Source organism: Pelotalea chapellei, from assembly GCF_018531195.1.
GTDB lineage: Bacteria > Desulfobacterota > Desulfuromonadia > Geobacterales > Pseudopelobacteraceae > Pelotalea > Pelotalea chapellei.
This window is the reverse complement of sequence record NZ_JAHDYS010000004.1, coordinates 132,815-154,179: the sequence shown is the minus strand read 5'-3', so window position 1 is coordinate 154,179 and position 21,365 is coordinate 132,815. Positions and strand designations below refer to the sequence as shown.

At 51.8% G+C, this 21,365-nt stretch carries 20 protein-coding genes; 16 read left to right on the top strand and 4 right to left on the bottom strand.

The features are described 5' to 3' along the window. The first annotated feature begins 152 nt into the window (after positions 1-152). The 5 genes from KJB30_RS05695 (at position 153) to KJB30_RS05675 (ending at position 6,133) form a co-directional block, all read left to right on the top strand. The gene (locus KJB30_RS05695; protein WP_214296978.1) at positions 153-1,427 is read left to right on the top strand and encodes an acetate kinase; all 1,275 of its coding nucleotides are present in this window, start codon (positions 153-155) and stop codon (positions 1,425-1,427) included. A gap of 411 nt (positions 1,428-1,838) precedes the next feature. Continuing rightward, a complete protein-coding gene (locus KJB30_RS05690) occupies positions 1,839-3,371 on the top strand; it encodes an Ig-like domain-containing protein (protein WP_214296977.1) in 1,533 nt (510 codons plus the stop codon). A 248-nt stretch (positions 3,372-3,619) separates the two neighbouring features. Next, positions 3,620-5,602 (top strand): ATP-binding protein, encoded by a 1,983-nt coding sequence (locus KJB30_RS05685; protein ID WP_214296976.1) that lies wholly within the window; start codon positions 3,620-3,622, stop codon positions 5,600-5,602. Positions 5,603-5,739: 137 nt separating this feature from the next. Further along, entirely contained in the window at positions 5,740-5,919 is a 180-nt protein-coding gene (locus KJB30_RS05680) for a hypothetical protein (RefSeq protein WP_214296975.1), read from the top strand. A gap of 37 nt (positions 5,920-5,956) precedes the next feature. Next, a complete protein-coding gene (locus tag KJB30_RS05675; RefSeq protein WP_214296974.1) occupies positions 5,957-6,133 on the top strand; it encodes a hypothetical protein in 177 nt (58 codons plus the stop codon). 81 nt (positions 6,134-6,214) lie between these two features. Here the strand turns inward: KJB30_RS05675 and KJB30_RS05670 are convergent, their stop codons facing one another. After that, positions 6,215-6,805, bottom strand: a complete 591-nt coding sequence (locus tag KJB30_RS05670; RefSeq protein ID WP_214296973.1) for a PEP-CTERM sorting domain-containing protein — start codon at positions 6,803-6,805, stop codon at positions 6,215-6,217. 458 nt (positions 6,806-7,263) lie between these two features. Here KJB30_RS05670 and KJB30_RS05665 point away from each other — a divergent pair, with 458 nt between their 5' ends. The 11 genes from KJB30_RS05665 to phoU all read left to right on the top strand — a co-directional run bounded on the left by KJB30_RS05665 (position 7,264) and on the right by phoU (position 18,404). Next, positions 7,264-7,476, top strand: a complete 213-nt coding sequence (locus tag KJB30_RS05665) for a hypothetical protein (protein ID WP_214296972.1) — start codon at positions 7,264-7,266, stop codon at positions 7,474-7,476. Between the two features lie 49 nt (positions 7,477-7,525). Next, on the top strand, positions 7,526-8,227 hold the full coding sequence (locus tag KJB30_RS05660) for a cytidylate kinase-like family protein (protein ID WP_214296971.1): 702 nt from the start codon (positions 7,526-7,528) through the stop codon (positions 8,225-8,227). A gap of 41 nt (positions 8,228-8,268) precedes the next feature. Beyond that, positions 8,269-8,667 (top strand): gamma-glutamylcyclotransferase family protein, encoded by a 399-nt coding sequence (locus KJB30_RS05655; RefSeq protein WP_214296970.1) that lies wholly within the window; start codon positions 8,269-8,271, stop codon positions 8,665-8,667. Further along, positions 8,618-9,193: a phosphohistidine phosphatase SixA gene (gene sixA, locus KJB30_RS05650; protein WP_214296969.1), complete on the top strand. Its 576-nt coding sequence runs from the start codon at positions 8,618-8,620 to the stop codon at positions 9,191-9,193. The genes KJB30_RS05655 and sixA overlap by 50 nt, the downstream gene beginning before the upstream one ends. A gap of 195 nt (positions 9,194-9,388) precedes the next feature. Further along, positions 9,389-10,069: a response regulator gene (locus tag KJB30_RS05645; RefSeq protein WP_214296968.1), complete on the top strand. Its 681-nt coding sequence runs from the start codon at positions 9,389-9,391 to the stop codon at positions 10,067-10,069. Between the two features lies 1 nt (position 10,070). Further along, entirely contained in the window at positions 10,071-11,822 is a 1,752-nt protein-coding gene (locus KJB30_RS05640) for an ATP-binding protein (protein WP_214296967.1), read from the top strand. 166 nt (positions 11,823-11,988) lie between these two features. Beyond that, positions 11,989-12,954, top strand: a complete 966-nt coding sequence (locus KJB30_RS05635) for a PstS family phosphate ABC transporter substrate-binding protein (RefSeq protein ID WP_214296966.1) — start codon at positions 11,989-11,991, stop codon at positions 12,952-12,954. A 109-nt stretch (positions 12,955-13,063) separates the two neighbouring features. Continuing rightward, positions 13,064-15,292 (top strand): ABC transporter permease subunit, encoded by a 2,229-nt coding sequence (locus KJB30_RS05630; RefSeq protein WP_214296965.1) that lies wholly within the window; start codon positions 13,064-13,066, stop codon positions 15,290-15,292. 51 nt (positions 15,293-15,343) lie between these two features. Then, positions 15,344-16,942, top strand: coding sequence for a phosphate ABC transporter permease PstA (gene pstA / locus KJB30_RS05625; RefSeq protein ID WP_214296964.1), 1,599 nt, complete (start codon positions 15,344-15,346; stop codon positions 16,940-16,942). A gap of 11 nt (positions 16,943-16,953) precedes the next feature. Next, a complete protein-coding gene (gene pstB, locus KJB30_RS05620) occupies positions 16,954-17,733 on the top strand; it encodes a phosphate ABC transporter ATP-binding protein PstB (RefSeq protein WP_214296963.1) in 780 nt (259 codons plus the stop codon). Next, on the top strand, positions 17,733-18,404 hold the full coding sequence (gene phoU / locus KJB30_RS05615) for a phosphate signaling complex protein PhoU (protein WP_214296962.1): 672 nt from the start codon (positions 17,733-17,735) through the stop codon (positions 18,402-18,404). The genes pstB and phoU overlap by 1 nt, the downstream gene beginning before the upstream one ends. A gap of 228 nt (positions 18,405-18,632) precedes the next feature. On the opposite strand, the gene KJB30_RS05610 is transcribed toward phoU, so the two are convergent. The 3 genes from KJB30_RS05610 to hfq form a co-directional block, all read right to left on the bottom strand. Further along, the gene (locus KJB30_RS05610; RefSeq protein WP_214296961.1) at positions 18,633-19,937 is read right to left on the bottom strand and encodes a DUF512 domain-containing protein; all 1,305 of its coding nucleotides are present in this window, start codon (positions 19,935-19,937) and stop codon (positions 18,633-18,635) included. Then, a complete protein-coding gene (locus KJB30_RS05605) occupies positions 19,934-21,031 on the bottom strand; it encodes an AI-2E family transporter (RefSeq protein WP_367618929.1) in 1,098 nt (365 codons plus the stop codon). The genes KJB30_RS05610 and KJB30_RS05605 overlap by 4 nt, the downstream gene beginning before the upstream one ends. Before the next feature lie 109 nt (positions 21,032-21,140). Next, on the bottom strand, positions 21,141-21,365 hold the full coding sequence (hfq, locus tag KJB30_RS05600; RefSeq protein WP_214296960.1) for an RNA chaperone Hfq: 225 nt from the start codon (positions 21,363-21,365) through the stop codon (positions 21,141-21,143).

The window sequence follows — 21,365 nt, the reverse complement described above, 5'->3', positions numbered from 1 at the left end:
CTTAAAGTGTCATTTGTTTCTTTTTCCTGCCACTGCCTGGGCTGACCGAGGACAGCTACCAGTGAAACGCTACCGATGATGTTTTCGACAGCAGCTCTTGGTTGCTCAAGAAAAGACATGACTGCCAGATTAAAATTATTTATTATGCGTCTATGAAAATTTTAACAATTAATTGCTGGAACCACTCAATCAGATATCACCTGTTATCCAGCGGTGGACAGACAGTGCTTGCCATGGGGGTGGTTGAACGTGTGGGATTGGGCAGTGCTTTCCTTATCCAGAAGGCTCCCGGTAAAAAGCGGGTTTTTCTGGATGCCGAGTTCATTGATCACCATGGTGCTGTGGCCCTTGCCATAGCAACAATGACTGATTCGCGACATGGTGTTATTCCAGATGCAGGTCATATCTCTGTAGTAGGACATCGTGTGGCCCATGGTGGTGACCAGTTCCGTCATTCCGTAAAAGTGGATCATCACCTGCTCACTGCCATAAGGGATCTTGGACACCTGGCACCCATGCATTGTGTTCCCAACATTGCCGGAATTGAGGCCTGCATGAAGCTGTTGCCCGATGTCAGCCAGGTGGCGATTTTCGATACGGCCTTCCACCTGACTCTGCCCGAGTGTGCCTACATGTATCCACTTCCATATGAATGGTATGAAAAGTACAGAGTGCGCCGCTACGGTTTTCATGGACCTTCACACCTGTACGTATCAAGGCGGGCAAGCGTACTCCTCGAGAAACCTGTTCAGGATTGCAATCTGATAACAGTACATATTGACAGGGGTGTATCGCTCTGCGCCATCCGAAATGGACAGTCGGTCGATACCAGTATGGGAATGACTCCACTGGAAGGTGCGGTCATGGAAACTCGCTGCGGTGATATTGATTCGGGCATACAATCCTACATGATGCGGAAGATGAATCTCTCGGTATGGGAACTGGAGCAGATGCTCAATCAGAAGAGTGGCATTTTGGGCATTACGGGATCATGTTCAAGCAGGCAGCATCTTCTTGAGGCCGCCCTGGATGGGGATCCCCGGGCTGGACTTGCCTTGGACATCGATGCCTACCGCATCCGCAAATATATCGGTGCTTATCTGGCAGTTGTCGGGCCTTTGGATGGAATTGTCTTTACAGCAGGTGCGGGAGTCAGAGAATGGTATGCACGGGAGAAGATTCTCAATGGGCTGGAATGCCTGGGGATCGGGTTGGACCTGGAAAGGAACCGTACCATGCCAGAGAACAGTGAGTATGAAATAACCGGTTCTGGCTCGCTCGTCCGAACCTTTGTCATTCCTACTAATGAAGAACTGGTATATGCCGAGGATGCTGCCGCCGTTCACGCCGGTATTTATGTTGACCATCACAGGCACGATTATGCCTTTGCACAACACGAGTTTGTTCCTGTTCAACAGCTGGTTTGACATTTCCGCTCGTCAGGGCAACTGAGAAAAATTCTTCCCCTGAGATCCTTCACGGAATACAAAGATATCCGGATTATCCCCTCCTTTAGTTATCCTCAGTTTACTCACAACAAACTTGCGAAATCTAAAATGGGCATGGAAGCTTCGACAAACTTCATGGCCAAGTGCAGCAAGCCTGGATGTCGTTAGAAGTTGCGCGAAAAGATTAACATGGATTAAATTTTTACCGATCGCTCCAAATCTGCGCTGGAGCTGAATTGGTGTCTGTTAATTAAATAAAGAACTCTTTTCGCTGCACATAAATAAACATCAGTCCCTTTCGTAAAGTTCTGTTTTTGCTGGTTTTGCCTTGGCATGTTTCGTGTTTTATCTGCCGTGGACGTGCAGCAAATTCAGGTTAGGGAGGGAATAATGATGAAGAAGATGTTTGCTTTGGTTGTGTTTTGTATGCTTGGCATTTTTGGTTGCGGTGGCGGTGGTGGTGGTGGTGGCAGTGGTTCCGGCAGTGTTGGCAGTGCAGTTGATAAACCGCTCTCAATAAAGGTAACTCCATCGGACAATGTCTTGGTAGTGGGATTGCAAAAACAGTTTACCGCCACGGGCATTTATTCGGATGGCAAAGAAAAAGATCTCACAACAGAAGTGACCTGGAGTTCATCAAATGCCGGCGCAGCGGCTGTCAGCAATGATCAGAGCTCCAAAGGCATGGTGACTGTCCTCGGTCACAGTGCACAGGGTATCGTCATCACCGCAGCCCTGGACGGCATTTCGGGTAAGACCAATTTGTCGGTGCCTGCCATATCTCTGGTTTCTATTGCGGTCACTCCGGGAAACACAACAATGGCAGCCGGTACAAGTTATAACTATAAAGCCACCGGCACCTACTCGGACAGTACCAGCTCTGTCATAACCGGTGCTGTGCAGTGGAGTTCGTCACAGCCTTCTGTCGCAACCGTGGCTGGCCTTGGCAAGGTCACTGGCGTTGCTGCCGGCACAACAACCCTCACTGCAACCTTGGGCAGCATTGCAGGTTCATCTAATCTGACAGTAACATCTGCTGCTCTGCAATCGATCTCCATCACACCAGACAACACTAATCTGGCAGTTGGAACCGGATCGCAATTCCACGCTACCGGATTTTTTTCCGATAATACCAGCCAGGACCTGACGACCGCAGTTGTTTGGAGTTCATCTGCTTCAGCCATTGCAGCCATCACTGCAGAAGGAATGGTAACCGCTGTTTCGGCTGGAAATGCGACGATCAGCGCATTTTATAAAAATATTCCCAGTGATATTACAGTTAGCACGGGGTTGACCGTCAGCAATGTAGAGCTGCGAACAATTTCAATCACTCCAGAGATTGGCAATCTCACTGCAGGTTCTACCAAACAACTCAAAGTTATTGGTGCGTATTCTAACGGCACTACTCAGGATCTTACCGGCTCCGTGACATGGGAGTCATCTGATCCGACCATTGCAGGGGTTGATGAGAATAACAGACTTCTGGCTTCCAAGGTTGGATCCACCACCATTAAAGCTACTTTAGGGGGTGTTACTGCTTCGGCCGGTACTACGATTACACCGGCAGATGTAAGTGGTACATGGACCGGCACTTACACAATCTACGATGACCCTGCAGATCCCAGCCAGATCGGCACGTACAACTTCAGCCTGGTGCTTAATCAGAGCGGTGGCGTGCTCAGCGGAACAACAACGCTGCGTGAATCACGTGCGGACGCCGCTGTAAGTAACTTGTTAACCGGAAACATATGGGATCGAAGGATTGATTTCCGATTCACCTACTTCTCACCCTTTTTCTCCAGGTTAATGGAAAACCTTGGCAAGTTGGAAATCACAGATGGCACCATGCGTGGCAACGCTGTGGAGAACTATAATTCCGGGTATAACTGCAGTTATGTAATATCAGTGACCAAGCAACCATAAGCAGAAAGGACATCACACGCAGAAAAGGCTCGGCCGGATAAGACGGCTTGAGCCTTTTCTGCGTGTGCAGTTTTGTAAATAATAAAGGCTGGCATAGGACAGAGTATGAAAGAAAGAATAATTGAGAGGAAGAAGGGAAAATTTTTGACGCATGGTTGGTAGAGTGGTATCTTTTTCCGTCGCAGTTCATGGTGTTTTCGAATCACGACCTCTCTACAGACTCAGCAAAGGTTTAACAGGTCAATTAAATGCCCGTACGTCCCACGTCAGGTTTCCGCGCCAGTTTCCGCCTCAAGCTATTCTGCATTTTCACCGTCATGACGGCTCTGGTTATTGCTACATTCTGTGCGGCATATATCAGAGTTGTCTCCCATAATGAACGAGAACAGGCTGCTTTTGCGAGCCGACTGCTGGGAGAGAAGTTGGCCGGTTCAATCCGGATTTACCTCTATGCAGAGACTGTTGAAACGCTGCAACGGTATGCGGAAGAAACGGCCCGCGAACCTGACATCCTGGCCGTGGTCATAGCCAACACGCAGGGCCGCGTATTGGCTGAAGTTCGTAAACCCGCAGATTCAGCGGATGTAATCACTCAGACAGTGGAGGTTCATACTTCCTCATTTGTGCCTTCAGCCGAAGAAGCCATAACCGGCAGCAGCATCGATTCCAGCGGCAACCTGCTTGGAACGGTTCGCATTGACAGAAGTACTCGGCAGCTGGTGCAGAAGAAAAATCATGCCATCACAGCAGTCTGCGGCATAGCTTTTATATTCTGGGCAATTGTCTCCTGTCTCAGCTACCTTGCGATGCGCAAAGTAACCCAGTCTTTTACAGAACTTGCCCGAAGCGTTCAGGCAATTCATTCAGGTGACTATATTGGTCCACTGCCTGTGAGGAATGATGATGAGTCAGGTCAGGTCGCGCAGGCAATTAATGACCTGGTGCAGTCACTAAAATTGCAGGAGTCCAAGAACAGGGATCTTAATCAGGCGTTGTCCACCGCTCTGACTCTTGAGGTGGAATCCAAAGCCCACGTAATGAAAACCAACCGTCTACTTGAGGAAGAAATTGCCGAACGAAAAAAAGCCGAACGGGCAGTACGTGAAAGCCAGCAGGCCTTGACAAATCTGATGGACCATATGCCGGTAGGTGTTGCATGGACATCTGCGGATGGAATCATCAATTACCTCAACCTGTTTTTTGTAGAACGATTTGGCTATGGCAGAGAGGAGATCAACACCATCGATGACTGGTTCTCCCGGGCATTTCCAGACCCAGCCTATCGCATGGAAATGGTGGAAGCACGGCGAGCCGCCTTGACTGCAATCGGTCGAGATGCCGAGCCGATTACCATTGAGGCCCGTGTGACATGCCGGGACGGTGCTGAACGTCATGTTCTTATCAGCAATCAGATCGCTCACAACATGATTGTTGATCTCATCGTTGATTTGACTGATCGCGAGTTGCTTCAGGAACAGTTTATCAAGGTTCAAAAGCTCGAATCACTGAGTGTGCTGGCAGGGGGAATTGCACACAATTTCAATAATGTGCTTACAGGGGTGATGGGGTACATTTCTTTTGCGCGCAAATGTATGGATGAGTCGCACAAGTCATACACTTTATTGGAGAATGCTGAAAAAGCTTCAAAGCGTGCTGCCGGAATTGCCAGGCAGTTGCTGAATTTTGCTCAGGGGGGCACACCCGACCGAAAACCTGTTTCAATTGTCAGATTAGTCCAGGAATCAGTTGACCTCGTTGTTATGGGGACCTGTGTACGTTCATTGATTGATATGCCGGAGTGGCTGAATGCGGTAAAAGCAGATGAAAGTCTCCTTGGCCAGGCTTTCAACAGCATTATCATCAATGCCGTGCAGGCTATGCCGAACGGAGGGTTGTTGACAATCCGGGGCGCCAACACCTCTTTACCTCCGGGTAATGTGCTCAATTTGCCACCGGGGGAGTATGTCGAAATCTCTTTCGATGACGAGGGGGGCGGGATTATTGAAGAACATCACAAGAAGTTTTTTGTCCCTTACTTTACCACCAAGGCTGAAGTCGGCACCGGCCTGGGGTTGGCTACAGCATATTCAATCATCACCCGGCATGGGGGAACAATCACTTTCAGGTCTCAATCAGGCGTAGGTACCACTTTTACAATCCATCTTCCGGCTGCTGGAGTTGTTCTGCCTCAAATGCTGGATCCGGAAATCGCATACAGAATCAATGATTAAGTCGCCACAACGCCCCGCTACAAATCCTTCCCTGCTGCTCGCATACTAAAAACCTGCTTTCTCCGCTTTGACATCAGCTTGTTTGGTGATAGTCTTATTTATTGCAATACATTAATATTGGAGGAGGTTTTTGAGAGATGAGCAGCAGCGGAAGGTACCAGTCGCTTGAGATGGTTGACCAGCAGCACCAGGCACTTTATGATAGATTTCTATCCACCAGTGACCCGAAAGAAAAGCCTTTCTTACTTCGCAGGCTTGCCAATCTATGTCAGGTAAAGAAGTTCTTGTTGTCAAACGTCAACTCAGCTACAGAATGATAATCATTCCTGTGCAGTCATATCAGGAGATCAAACAATGGGAAAAGCTAGCATAACTACCAGCGAAATAAATCAGGACGAGCGACAATATCTTAGACAGATGTTCTGCTTGCTGATGAGGAAAGACAGGACCAATCAGCGTCTCAGATTGCGGGAAAGAACACCCGACAATCTTGTCGCTCGTTTTTATGATGGTGAAAACCAGATCCAATAATCCCTCTTTAGTTGCTATCTGACAACGATAAGGCACGGTAATTTACCGTGCCTTATTGCTTTCCCCCATATCTTGTACAACTTATGACGTTGCTCGTTTCCTCAACAAAGCCAATCCTCCCAGGCAGACACTCAGAAGGATGAAAGCTGAAGGTTCCGGTACTGGTGCCGTTCCATTTCCAGTGAAAGTTGTCTGCCCAGTGCCATTTGGGGCTGAAGAAAATTCATTCCCTTTCACGTTCAGGATTGAATCTTCCAAACGGAAGCTGTTTACGTTCGTGGCCGTAATACTTACAGGGAGCATGCCGCTGCCAGAGAATTCATTCAGAACGCTGGAAGGGAGTTGGACCCTTGCTTCTTCCGAGTTGGTAATTGTAGTGGTGAAATTCCCGATTTTTATCTCCGCTGAGTCACGGCTATCTATGTTTTTAAAATGAAGCACCAACTCTGCACTGCTTATGCTGTCTGCCCCCGGCAAGAACGCTTTATTGCCGTCCACGATATTGTTTATGTTCGTGATGTCATAGGTGTAAGCGTAGGTGGGGTGCCCGTTGTTGAAAGTATGGGTTGCAGAACCGCTTTCGCCGACCGTGTCTGTCCAGGTGGTTGCACCTGCGAGACCTGAGAAAGCTATTACTGCCCCAAACCCAACTGCTGCACATGCCTTTTTCATTTTTCATCTCCTTTCCTCGTAATGTGCTGTTGAATATCCCTTGGTCGCAGCAAGAGTAGTGCCCCGTTTTGTAAGTAATTAATTTTTAGTATTATTTTTTTATGCCATCTGTCATGCGCAGGCGAATCTGTAAAAAAAGACAACACCATTGTCAGTCATGTCGACAGCAGGTTGCATAATTTTATTTAAAAAAATATACACTGGTGGTGTGTGTGACGGCGGCTCTAAAGCCACTACAGAAGCGGCTTTTTTAGTTTATTGCTTCGAATGGGTCGTATATTTCGTGTATACAGTTGGCGGGGTAATTGTTTGGGGTCACTATCTGATTTACGCGGATGAGGCTGGAAGTTATTGTTTTTTCGGACCTTTATTCAATAAAAATGCTTTCCATGGAACTTGGCACATCCAGTGCTATCCAGTATTTCAAGAACACAATCCACCACATACAGGAGGATGTCATGAAAACATTAGCAACGATAATTGGAACTCTAGCCCCTGCAACCTCATTTGCAGCTTCATCGGCTCGCGAAGACTCCAGCGGCTTGTTTGTATGGATCTTTCTTGGTTTCTGTGCCTTGATTGTGGCTGCACAAATGGTACCGGCTGCTTTGATGTTCTTTGGAATAATCAAAGGGGTGACCGGCAAAACCGAAGCAAAGGAAGGCGTTTAGTTCTGAGCATGAATATGCTTGATCCGAATTTTAAATAAAAGGAGCTGCTATGCCTGATAACCTCTTGATACCTTCCGTAGATTTGCGTATCGGTTCCCTGGAAGAATACAATCGCAAACAGCAGGAAAAAGCCGGCAAGCCTAAGCCTCAGACAAAGCGCCCTTGCATCAGCATTTCCCGGGAATTTGGCTGTGAGGCCTACCCGGTGGCAGAAAAATTACGCGAAATGATGACCAGGAAAAGCGGTGAAGAGTGGGTGCTGATGGATAAGGCCCTGCTGGAGGAGGTGGCAAATTGTCACAATATCTCGGAAGAAATCCTGCGAGGCCTCGGAGAGAAGAATCGGTTTCTGGATGAGGTGCTGGCCACCTTTTCGCCTCATTGGAAAAGTGAAAAGGAGTATTTTGACTTGTTGTGCCGGCACATTCTGTCACTTGCTCATCAGGGGAATGTTATAATTGTTGGCCGGGGAAGTGCCATCATCACCAGACATCTCAATAACTGTCACCATTTCAGGCTGTATGCATCACTGCATTACAAACGTAATTCCCTGGCACGGCGTTTGAGTATGCACCCGGATGACGCGGAACAGCTGATAGAAAAGAAACAGCGGCTGCGGGACCGCTTCACCAGTGATTTTCTCGGCACGGATGCCCGCGACCTTGATCACTACACAATGCTCTTCAGTAATGACAGGAACTCGTCAGAGCAGATTGCCCGATCTATCGCTGACTACGTTTCTTCCGTATGATTTCAGGTATCTCATGCAGGGCATGACAAGGAGACATGGCAATGGAAGGTAATAACCTGATTTTTGTATATGGTTCTCTCAGGCAAAATCATGTCAATCACCATTTGCTAGTCGATGCCCGGTATTATGGACTCTGCACAACCCGCGAAAAGTACGCGATGTATGTGGTAAGCGGCTATCCCTATGTGACAAGTTCAGAAAATCGTTACCCGATCGTTGGCGAGCTCTATGGCATCGATGAAGAGACCCTGCATACGCTGGACAAGATGGAGGGGCATCCACGATATTACGTGCGCCGGGAGACAACCGTGATCCAGGGCAATACGGAATATACCGCCTGGATGTATTTCAGAGATCCCTACGGTACCTTGATGACAAGTGGTGACATTAATGACGGTTGTTCTCCTGGCTCTCAGAATCGAAAAGCACAAGAGGGGTAAGGAGATACTTATGGTGGTGTATGTTTTCAGGCACGGTGAGGCGGTCGATGCCGATGAGTCATTGATTGATGAATGGCGCTATTTGACTGCCAGGGGACGAAAGGCAACCGAGGCTGTTGCAGGGCGCCTGGCTCACCACGGCCTATCCATGTGTCAGATCGTCAGCAGTCCTCTTGTTCGTGCTGTGCAAACCGCTCAAATCGTGGCTCAGTCATGCGGGCCAGCCGCCGCCCTGGAAATAAATGGGTTGCTACTCCCGGGCGGAAATCTGTCAGAGCTGGTAAGTTTTGTGCGATCTTATCCTGCAAAACATGTAATGGTGGTGGGGCATGAACCCCAGCTCGGGATGCTGGTTACCGGACTGCTGGAGTATGGTCAGCTGATCACGTTGAAAAAGAGCAGCTGTGTCATTCTTGAAATAGAAAGGGATAAACCTGATAAACCAGCTCAATTTTGCTCCTATGCCGTGCCTGGAACCAAACCGGTCAAATCGTTAAAAAAAGCTTTTGGCAAAACCAGCGAGTAATGAATCAGCCTGACCTGATGGCGAGGACGCCGCACATTCCATTATCCTTCCATATATGCAGCATATTCCTTGCTGATACATTTCATGCCTTCCCCCATTTTTTGTTTCAAAATCTCCTCTGCCTGTAACAAGATTGTGACATTTAAAACCTGCTCACCCATGATATTATTCGCCTTCAGAACCGAGGGAGAATACATGAACCGGATTTTAATCGTCGAAGATGAGAAGGACCTGGCGGAACTGCTGTCTTATAATCTGGAGCGGGAAGGATTTCGCGTCACCTGTGTTCACGACGGGCTGAGTGGCCTGGAAAGAATTCGCACTGAACTGCCTGACCTGATCCTGCTGGACCTGATGCTGCCGGGGATGCTGGGAACCGAGGTCTGCAAGGCACTTCGCAAGGATGCAGCTACATCCAGGATTCCGGTGCTGATGCTGACAGCCAAAGGGGACGAGATCGATCGGGTCGTCGGCTTCGAGGTGGGTGCGGATGACTATATCGTCAAACCATTTTCAATGCGTGAGATCGTGCTGCGCATAAGGGCGGTGCTGAGGCGCAATGCACCTGAGGCGCCGGTGCCTGATCTCTTCACCATTGGTGAGATTGTAATAGACAAAGAGCGCCATGTTGTTACCAGCGCCGGAATCGAAGTGGAGCTGACCAGCACCGAGTATAAGCTTCTGCTCTATCTGGCTGAACGCTCCGGGCGGGTGATCAGCCGCGAGCTGCTGCTGCAGAATGTCTGGAGCTATAACAATGTCGGCGACACCCGTACGGTTGATACGCATATTACCCGTCTGCGGAGCAAGCTTGGCCCACCAGGCGATCTGATCAAGACGGTTCGTGGATTCGGTTACAAAATGGAGGATCAGTAGCATGAAATTCCGCACTAAACTGATGCTTTCCTATCTGTTGCTGATTCTGATGGTATCGGGCAGTTTTTATCTTTTCTTCAAGCGTAACCTCCAGAACTCCCTGGTGGAGGAGAGCCGCGCAAACCTGATGAACCAGGCAACACTGGCAAGGCTGCTGGTTGAACAGGAACGTGACCGGATTCCACCGCAGAAACTGGCCGAGAAAATCGGAGCTACGATCAAGGCACGGGTGACACTTATCAGTCGTGACGGTACTGTTATTGGTGAGTCTGACGTCAACCAGACCCAGCTTTCCAGGCTGGAAAACCATCTGGGACGCCCAGAAATCCAGGCGGCTCTAAAATTTGGCCAGGGTAGCGCAATGCGCTATTCCGAAACTCTGCGGCGCAACATGCTGTATGTCGCCCTCGATGCCGGAGGAGGCTTCGTCCGTCTGGCACTGCCGCTGGACTATCTTGCCCATGCAACGGAAGCTTTGCACAATGTTCTGGGTGTAATGGCCCTACTGACGATTGCGGTGGCGATAGTTCTCAGCTACGTGCTTTCGAACCTCACCTCCCGGCCGTTGCGTGATATTGCCGCCGCTGCCGCCCGCATCGGCCGAGGAGAACCGGGGGTCACCATCAGTGTCGCTTCAAGTGATGAAATCGGTGATCTGGCGGATGTGCTCAATGACATGGCCCGGCGCATCGAGGCCCAGCTGAAGCGCCTCTCAACGGAGAAACAGCGCCTGGATACCATCCTGCACGGCATGGGTGAGGGGGTGATGGTTACTACGGGCGACGGTACAATCTCTCTGGTAAATCCTGCCTTTGGTCCTCTGTTCGGTATCCGGGGCAGTGTTGAAGGCAAAAGCCTGATCGAAATATCGCGCCATCCTGATCTTCAGGCTGCTTTCAACGAGCTTCGCGCCACCAAAGGGGAGCTGGTCCGGGAGATCACCATCCCTCCGGCCACTACGCTTTTGACCCACTGGACACCCCTGGTTGTGGACGGAGATGATCAGGGAGTGGTGGCGGTTTTTCATGATATCTCCGACATGAAGAAGGTAGAAACAATGCGTCGCGATTTCGTGGCCAATGTTTCCCATGAGCTGCGTACACCGGTCACGGTCATCAAAGGGTATGCCGAGACTCTGCTGGATGGGTTGCTGGAGAGTGACCCCCAGCGCGCGAAGCGTTTCGTTGAGATAATCGGGAATCATTCAGAACGGCTGGCATCGCTGATTACAGATATTCTCACTCTCTCCCATCTGGAATCCAAAGAAACCGAGCTGGACCAATATCCATTAGATGTGCATGGAACGATGGCCAAAGCGTGCCTGCTTCTCGCAGACAGTGCGGCCGGCAAGAATATTGTGCTCAAGAATGAAGGAGCATCCGGGGTTCCAAAAGTCATGGCTGATCAGGGGCGCCTTGAGCAGGTACTGATCAACCTTCTTGAAAATGCCATCAAATATACTCCTGAAGGGGGCACCATCAGACTGTTCGTTAAGGATTGCGGCCCATACGTCAAGGTTAGCGTGGCAGACACCGGCATCGGTATCCCCTTCAAAGACATGCCGCGCATCTTCGAACGTTTTTACCGGGTAGACGAGGCCCGCAGCCGTGAGCAGGGGGGGACCGGTCTCGGATTGGCGATTGTCAAACACATCGTGCAGCTGCATGGCGGGGAAGTGTCTGTGGCCAGCGATCTGGGCAAAGGATCCCTGTTCTCATTTACCTTGCGAAAAGCTCCCCATGCCCTTAACTGAATCGTGATGCCGGAACGCTGGAACGGGTAAATTTCAGACACGTGAAAGCGTGGAGGCATCACGATTCAAGGCCTGAAGTTAACCCACCTTTTTCTTCCCCGTAACATCCCTGTAACATAAGCCTGTTATACTTCCTGCATATGAAACCATATGACAGGAGGAAGACATGTTGAAGAAGTCATTACTGACGGCAATGCTGCTGATCACCACCACGGTGGCCAGTTATGCGGCACCCACCAAAGTCGATTCAAACCTCAAAAAGTATTCTCCCACAGCCGGGGTTTCCGGCAATCTCAACAGCATCGGTTCGGACAGCCTGAACAACCTGATGACCTACTGGGCCGAGGGCTTCAAAAAGAAATATCCCAGCGTGAATATCCAGGTGGAAGGCAAGGGCTCCGCCACCGCTCCACCAGCCCTGATTGCCGGCACCGCCCAGCTCGGTCCCATGTCCCGGGAAATGAACTCCAAGGAACTGGAACAGTTCGAGAAGAAGTATGGCTATAAACCGACCAAAATCGGGGTGGCTCTGGATTCTCTGGCGGTATTCGTCAATAAGGACAACCCCATCAAGAGTCTGTCTCTGGATGAAGTGGATGCCATTTTTTCCAAGACTCGCAAGCGTGGTCTGCCTGAAATCACCACCTGGGGCCAGTTGGGAGTGACCGGCAAACTGGCTGCAATGCCCGTCAGTCTCTATGGCCGCAATTCTGCATCAGGTACCTACGGCTATTTCAAGGATCATGCCCTCAAAAAAGGCGATTTCAAGCCCACTGTCAAAGAACAACCCGGCTCGTCATCTGTCGTGGAGGGTGTTGCCAAAGAGGTTGGAGCTATCGGCTACTCCGGTATCGGCTATGCTACCTCGGGAGTGCGTGCAGTACCCCTGTCCGACAAGAAAGGCGGACCCGTTGCCGAAGCCAGCTATCAGAACGTGCTGAACGGCAAGTATCCCATGAGCCGCATGCTCTACATCTATGTTGCGAAAAAGCCGGGCCGGCCGCTGCCCAAGCTGGTTGAGCAGTTCCTCGAGTATGTCCTTTCCAAAGAGGGCCAGGAAATCGTCGTGAAAGACGGCTATGACCCCCTGACCGCAAAGCTTGCTGACACTCAGCTCAAGCAGTTGAAATAGCGGAACCCATTTTTTATCCATCCCCGCCATCCTCTCCTGAAGCAGTTTCAGTGCGAGGACGAGTGGGGGATGGATTTGTTTGACCTTTACTTCAAGCCAGGCAGTGACCATGAAAAAAAATTATACCCAGGCATCGCGGCGCCGTGACCGGCTTGCGGAGCTGCTGATTAGAATCTGCGGTCTGTTCGTAATCGTTGCGGTTGTCTGGATTCTGGTGATGATAACGCGGGTAGCCCTGCCGCTCTTCTATTCTCCCAAAGCCACCTCCATTGCATCCATTTCCCTGCCTGTGGAGCTGAAACAGTCCAGATTGCTGTCCATTGGGATTGACGAGACCCAGCAGGAGCTTTTTTCGCTCGATGGCAAAGGACTGGTGCATTTTATAGATACCCGCGGGGGCACCCTCAAGGAGAGTGTGCCGGTGCCTGATCCCCCGCCCGGTGCTCGCACCGTGGTGTCTGCGGAGCTGGTTTCAAAATCGCTCTACAATCTTTTATGGGATACGGGGGTTGTCAGCTCGGTCAAAATAGCCTTCTCTTCCACCCGCAGTGAAAGTGGAAATACTATCGTTTCCCATGAAGTGTCTGCTGATCCTGAAGGTTTCTTCCCCGGCAGCGGGGCGTTCAAGCGCTCCTTTGTCCGTACCATCGAGGGAAAAGGAGCAGTGCGGGTGGACCAGCTTGAGTCCGACCGCATCAGGGTGACCTGGCGAAGCAAGGAAACCGACCTTTTCGGCAACGAAAAGGCCACCACCAGTTCCTCAGAAATACAGGATCCGCTGCCGGCTGCAATTACGGCTGTAGTTCTGGACCATGCGGGACATTATCTCTATGCCGGCACACGCAACGGGCAGCTCATGCGCTGGGATATCTCGGAACCTGGAGAGATACGTTTGCTGGACAGCACCGCCGTTACCGGCAACAGCCCGGTTACAGCGCTCAATCTGGTGCTGGGAGATATTTCAGTGGCAGTGGGCGATGGCAAGGGGGGCTACACGGCATGGTTCCCGGTGACTGCCGCCGGCAGCGGCGAAGGCAAGCAGCTGGTCCGTACCCATGTACTCAGACCCCATACCGGAACAGTCTCCGCAATTCTCCCTTCACCCCGTGACAAATCTCTGGTTTCTGTCAACGATCAGGGTGTCATTCACATTGATCATGTCACTTCCGAGCGGAACCTACTCACGCTGAAGGGGGCTAAGCCGGTTGCGATGCTGGCCCTTTCCGCCCAGGGCAATTCCTTGTGCAGCCTGGATACAGCCGGAAATTTTGCGGTCTGGCGTTTGGAGATACCCCATCCCGAGGTGTCCCTTGGTACCCTGTTCGGCAAGGTCTGGTATGAAGGGTATGACCGGCCGGAGTACGTGTGGCAATCCTCAGCGGCCAACGATGATTTTGAACCCAAAATGAGTCTGGTGCCGCTCATATTCGGCACCCTCAAGGCGACGGCCTTTGCCATGCTGTTTGCCGTTCCCCTGGCACTTCTGGGGGCTCTGTACACGAGCCAGTTCATGGCACCCCGGCTCAAGAGCCGTATCAAGCCGGCGGTTGAAATCATGGCTGCCATTCCCTCCGTGGTGGTCGGTTTTCTGGCAGGACTCTGGCTTGCGCCTCTTATCGATAAGGTTGTGCTGGCCTTTTTCCTGAGTTTCATCATCATTCCGGTGATGCTGCTGGTGACGATCTTTTTCTGGCGTCTGATCAAGACCGCTTCACCGCTTGAGCGGCGCTTGCGCGGTAAAGAGTTCATTGTACTGATTCCCATTGTGCTGGTCGGCACATGGCTGGCGTATCTGCTGGGGGGGATCGTTGAGGTTCAGGTGTTCGGCGGAGATTTCAAACAATGGCTGTACAGTGTGCTGGGCATACGCTATGACCAGCGCAACTCCATGATCATCGCCGTAGCTCTGGGATTTGCTGTGATTCCGCTCATTTTCACCATCGCTGAGGATGCCCTTTCCAATGTGCCCCGCAATCTGACGGCTGCGTCCCTGGCGCTTGGGGCCAGCCGCTGGCAGACCGCCTGGCGGGTAGTGCTTCCCTCGGCCCTGCCGGGTGTTTTTTCCGCAGTCATGATCGGCTTTGGCCGTGCTGTCGGGGAAACCATGATCGTACTGATGGCCACCGGCAACACGCCGATCATGAGCGGGAGCATCTTCAACGGCTTGCGTTCTCTTTCGGCAAACATTGCCGTGGAAATCCCGGAAGCGTCCCTGAATGGGTCCCTCTACCGGGTGCTGTTCCTCTCGGCAGTGTTGCTGTTTATTTTTACCTTTATCATCAATACAGTGGCCGAAGCTTTGCGGCAGAGGTTCCGGCGCAAGTACGGGCGGTACTAAGTTGTGTTTCAGAAGTCAAAAGCAAGAGAAGTCCGAAGTCAGAGGTTTAAAATGAAACAATACTGGAAAACAGGAGAACCGCTGGTGATGCTTACCGGCGCTGCGCTGGCCGTGATCCTGGTTATGACCCTGACTCTGGTGGGAGTGGTGCTGACCAATGGCCTGGGCTATTTCTGGCCATCGCACCTGGTGCGCCTGGAGCTCAAGGACGGCAGCACAGCGCTCGGCCAAATCATGAAGCGGGAGAAAAATCCCCTTACCGGCGAGCATCGCCTGCAGCTCAAGGTGTCCAACCGTGACCTGTACGGCCAGGACTTCCGCTGGATCGATGAGAAGGATGTTACCGGCCGCAGCCTGCCAAAAGACGCGCTGCTGCTGGAACGTCGGGAACATGGCAATTTTGCCGGCTTTCTCAGTGGACTTTCTGTGGACGGGTTGAAGGTGGACCAAGCGACATCTCCCCTGGAGAAGCTGAAACTGGCCCGTGCAGCCATAGAAGAGCGGCAGCCCCACCTCGATAACATTCGAAAAAAGATGATGACGCTCAACCAGCAGGCCGAGAGCATGCGGTTAAAGCTTCTCAAGCTGGAATACAGGAACAGGGAGCAGCATGCTGCTGAAATCGCACGGCTGACTGCGACTCGCGAACAGGTTCTTGCAGAGTTCAATGTGCTTAATGGTCAGGCAACCACCGCACAGGCTGAAATCGGCGGTTTCACCGCTCAATTCAAGGATGTGAGCGGAGGTGCCAAAGACATTCCCCTGGTGGATATCATGCGCATTCTGGCCCCCAACGATATGTCCATTCCGGCCAAAATGCTTGCCTACGCATCCCGTGTGAAGGAGCTGCTGCTGGATGAGCCGCGGGAATCGAATACCGAAGGGGGGCTGTTTCCGGCAATCTTCGGAACTGTGATGATGGTGCTGGTGATGAGCTTTTTCTCGCTCCCCTTTGGCGTGATTGCTGCCATCTACCTGCGGGAATATGCCCGCGATGGCCTGATGACACGTATGGTGCGGATTGCGGTGAACAACCTGGCCGGCGTACCCTCTATCGTCTACGGAGTCTTCGGTCTGGGGTTCTTTGTCTATGGCATCGGCGGGAGCATTGACGCGATTTTTTTCCCGGAACGTCTGCCAACCCCAACCTTCGGTACCGGTGGCATTCTCTGGTCCAGTCTGACGCTTGCCTTGCTGACCGTGCCGGTGGTGATCGTGGCCACTGAGGAGTCGCTGGCCTCTATTCCTCGTGGCCTGCGTGAGGGTTCTCTGGCGCTGGGGGCGACGAAATTTCAGACGTTGACAAGGGTACTGCTCCCCATGGCAACCCCCGGAATCATGACCGGCCTGATCCTCTCCATGGCGCGGGCGGTGGGCGAAGTGGCGCCCCTGATGGTGGTGGGTGTGGTCAAGCTGGCTCCATCGCTCCCCTTTGATACCACTTTCCCGTTTTTTCACATGGATCGTAAATTCATGCATCTCGGGTTTCACATCTACGATGTCGGCTTCCAGTCACCCAACGTGGAGGCGGCCAAGCCGATGGTGTACATCACGACACTGCTGCTCCTGGGCATCGTCATCGTGGCCAGCAGCATGGCAATCTATTTCAGGACCCGCATGCGCAAACGCTATACTTCTTCGCATTTTTAAAGGAATTGACAATGACTGTACCGACACACAATCCAGCTTCCCCGATACTGACGGTCAAGGATCTGGACCTCTTTTACGGAGCCAAGCAGGCCCTGAAGAAGATTAACATTTCCATGCAGCGTAATCAGGTCACAGCTTTCATCGGACCTTCCGGCTGCGGAAAGTCAACGCTGCTCAGGTGTTTCAACCGCATGAACGACCTGATTGACAACGTCAGGGTGGAAGGGAGCATTTCCTTTGAGGATCAGGAAATCTACGCCGCGTCTACCGATGTGATCACCCTCCGCAGGCGGATCGGAATGGTGTTTCAACAGTCAAACCCCTTTCCGAAGTCCATCTATGAGAATATCGTTTATGGCTTGCGTATTGCCGGGGTGAATGACAAGAGTCTGCTTGATGAAACCGTGGAGCGCAGTCTGAGAAGTGCAGCCATCTGGGACGAGGTCAAGGACCGTTTGCATGATTCGGCACTTGGACTGTCCGGCGGCCAGGCGCAGCGCATCTGCATTGCACGGGCGATTGCGGTTAATCCGGAGATCATCCTGATGGACGAGCCATGCTCGGCCCTTGATCCGATTTCCACCCTGAAAATTGAAGAACTGATCGATGAACTGAAGCGGAAGTATACGATCATCATCGTGACCCACAACATGCAGCAGGCGGCCCGCGTGTCCGATGTGACCGGCTTTTTCTATCTGGGAGAGCTTATCGAGGCGGGGCCGACGAGGAAGATATTTACCAATCCGGAAAAAACACAGACTGAAGACTATATTACAGGGAGATTCGGGTAATGGAACGAGTACACATCAGTGCATCATACGATATGGAGCTGAACGATCTTCGCACGCGGATTCTGGCCATGGGGGGTAAGGTGGAGATGATGATCGCGGGATCGATAAAAGCCCTGGTGGATCGTGATACACCGCTGGCTGAACAGGTCATTGCCCAGGATCATGAAGTCAACACCCTGGAGGTGGCGGTGGATGAAAAATGTCTGGAACTCCTGGCCCTGCGCCAGCCTGCTGCCCGGGACTTGCGTTTCATTACGCTGGCGCTCAAGATCGTGACAGATCTGGAGCGCATTGGCGACCAGTGCGCCAATATCGCCAAGCGCGTCCGCGAATTGAATGTCGATCCGCCGCTGAAGCCTTATATAGATCTTCCCCGCATGGCCCAATGGACGGAAACCATGCTGAAGGAGGCTCTGGATGCTTTTGTGCGGGGCGACGCCGAGTTGGCCATCAAGGTCTGTGGTGACGATAATTTCGTGGATGATCTCAATGTGCAGATTCAGCGCGAACTGTTGACCTACATGATCGAGGATCCCCAGACCATATCCCGCGCGATGAGATTGACCTATATCTCAAAATATCTGGAACGCATCGCGGATCACGCCACCAATATAGCCGAGATGGTGATTTTCATGGTCAAGGGCAAGGACATCCGGCACACGATTGCATGATGCAGGTGCAGGTTGAGTATGCCTGAATCCGTGACGCCTTCACGCTTGCTCTTTTCCCGTTCACGTCAATCCTTTGATCACACAAAGGCACGAAGGCACAGAGAGATGATATCTTTGTCCTTCGTGCCTTGTGCCTTCGTGTGAGAGCGGATTTTTTGACTTTCAGGTTGACTTAAACCGGTTCAGGTAGGGATATGAGGTTGAGTCTTTTTATGGGGTTGGCAGGATTTAATGCCGGCGCAATGATCCGAGTGAGCGGTAGAGTCCCTGCGGAGAGGCCTCGAAGGCGGTAGCGACACAGCCCAGGTGCTGCCCCAGTTCTTCCAGTGACATGCCGTCCAGAAAGATACCTTCCCCTTCCTTAAGCATCACATCCGGCACCATCAGTCTGTCTCCAACAGGCAAGCCGTCCAGCGCGGCAACTATGTCGTTGCCGGTCACCAGGCCGCTGACGGTTACTTGCTCCCCGAAGAGACGGTTTTCAACCGCGACAGGTACCAATTCCAGACCGGTCTTCTCCCCCAGCAGCACCAGAAAATCAGACACAAAGCCAAAGGCCGATGCGCCTGTCACTATTGTTGCACGATAGGGACCGACAGGCCGTGCTTTCCGCAGGGTCAGTTTTGCATCGCGCATGAAGAGCGGCACCATGCCGACACCGTTTTCAATCTGGGGCAGATCACCGTATTTCCTTAAGGGTGGAAAGGGGATGCCTGCCTTGAGGAAGAATTCGTCTGCCAGGAAAAGAAACGGCTCGCCGAGCTCGTGTGCCAGCTGTTCTGAGCGAGATTGCCAAACGGCGATGAAGTTGCGGGCATACTCGCTCTCAACCGGTTGAAGCAGCGGCAGATGCTGTCGATGGCCGGTCAGGCCCAGCGGTACGATGGCCAGTGACTGCACTGCCGGATAGAGACCGGCCAGGTCGGTTACGGTCCGCTCCAGCTCATTTCCATCATTCAGCCCGGGACAGAGCACTACCTGTGTATGCATGGTGATGCGGTTTTCGGCCAGTGTCCGCAGTTGATCCAGTATCGGCGGGATTCTTTTTCTTCCCAGCAGCCGGGCACGCAGGTCAGGATTGGTTGCATGAACGGAAATATAGAGCGGAGACAGGCGTTGCTCGACGATGCGGTCAAGTTCAGCCGGCGTAAGATTTGCCAGGGTGACGTAATTGCCGTTAAGGAAGGAAAGGCGGTAATCTTCATCCTTGACGTACAGAGGGCGGCGCAACCCCTTGGGGAGCTGGTGAACGAAGCAGAAGACGCAGTTGTTGCGGCAGCGGACCGGCTGCGGTGCCGGAAAGGTCAGTCCGAGCGGTTCATGGGATTCGCGTTCGATCTCCAGCTCCCATAACTCACCATCTTTACGCTCGATTTCAAGCTCCAGCTGCTCGTTATCCGCTACCAGGTAACTGTAATCGATGATGTCCCGCAGGGGATGGGCGTTGATCGCGAGCAGGCGGTCGCCCGCTTCTACTCCCATTTCCTCCATGACTGAACCGGGTAAGACAGATTCAATGACAAGTCCGCTCATGACAGGTCCCGGTAAAAATGCGAATCGTGATAGAGGTGTGCGAGGGAACGCAGGAATACCTGCAGGACTGCCGTCACCGGTACTGCCAGAAGCATGCCCATGAGACCGAATATCTGCCCCCCGATCAACAGCGCGATAATTGCGATCAGCGGATGCAGTCCCACGCTGTTTCCGACAACACGGGGAGTGATGACCATTCCCTCAAGTCCCTGAACCACGCAGAACCATCCCAGGCAGAGCAGGGGATGGAGGATGTCCTGAAACTTGAGCAGGGCCATGATGACAGAAAGAATGATGCCGATGATCGTGCCGACATAGGGGATGATGAAGGTGATGCCGGCCAGGGTGCCGATGGCAATCGCCAGATCGATTCCGGTGAAGTAGAGGCCGATACTGTACAGCACCGCCAGAATAGCGCAGACCGAAAGCTGGCCGCGAATAAAGCCGGAAAGAATGCTATCTATTTCCAGAAGTTTTTCAGCTGCCACCGGCCGGTAACGTGCGGGAATCAGCGAATCAAGAAACAGTTTCAATTTAGGCAGATCCACAAGCAGGTAAAAAAGATAAACCGGTATGATGAAATATCCAATGATCGCCAGGATGAATGAGATGGTGGAGGAGAAGGCTCTCTGCAGAAACAGCAGCACCGGTTTGAGCAGGTCGGGAGCCATGCCGCGTACCTGCTGAAGCAGTTCGTTGAGACGCAGAAAGAGCTTCTCAGGCGTTTCAATGCGCAGATATTCTTTGATTGGCCGGGGAGTTATCTCATAGAGGTGCTGGGCGTACTCCGGCAGATTCAGCTGCATGCTCGATAGTTCATTGCTGATGGAATATCCCAAAAATAGTGTAAATCCGATAAAAGCCACCACAGCAGCAGTAAATACGATCAGAACGGCAGGAATCCGCGGTATGCGCCGCACTCCCAGCCAATTGACCGCCGGATTGAATATGTAGGCAAGGGCAAGGGCAATGAAAAGCTGCAGAAAAACCGCATGGGAAAAGTAGAGAAGGAATACGATTAGTGCGAGCAATGCGGTTCCGCAGGTGATCAGGATCTTATTTTCATTGGAGATGGTGTTTGCGATGACAGGCACCTTTTTGTGGCCGAAAATAGCGACAGGGATGAACAGGATACACAGGATTTTTAAACCTGTCTATTCTGTTCATCCCTGTCGGGGTGCTGGAACTGCTGTTAGTTGGCTGTTACTGGTGAAGCCGGAAGGTACCGTCCGCCGACGTGATGGTAGCGATGGAGTGCTTGTAGATCAGAATGTCACATGTTGCATCCAGTAGTACTGAAAAGTTGTCGAATGACTTGATGAACCCTTCCAGTTTGGTGCCTGACATCATCGTCACAGCAACGCGAACTCGTTCTTTCCGGGACTGATTAAGGTACTGGTCCTGAATATTGAAAGGTGCTTTTGCCAT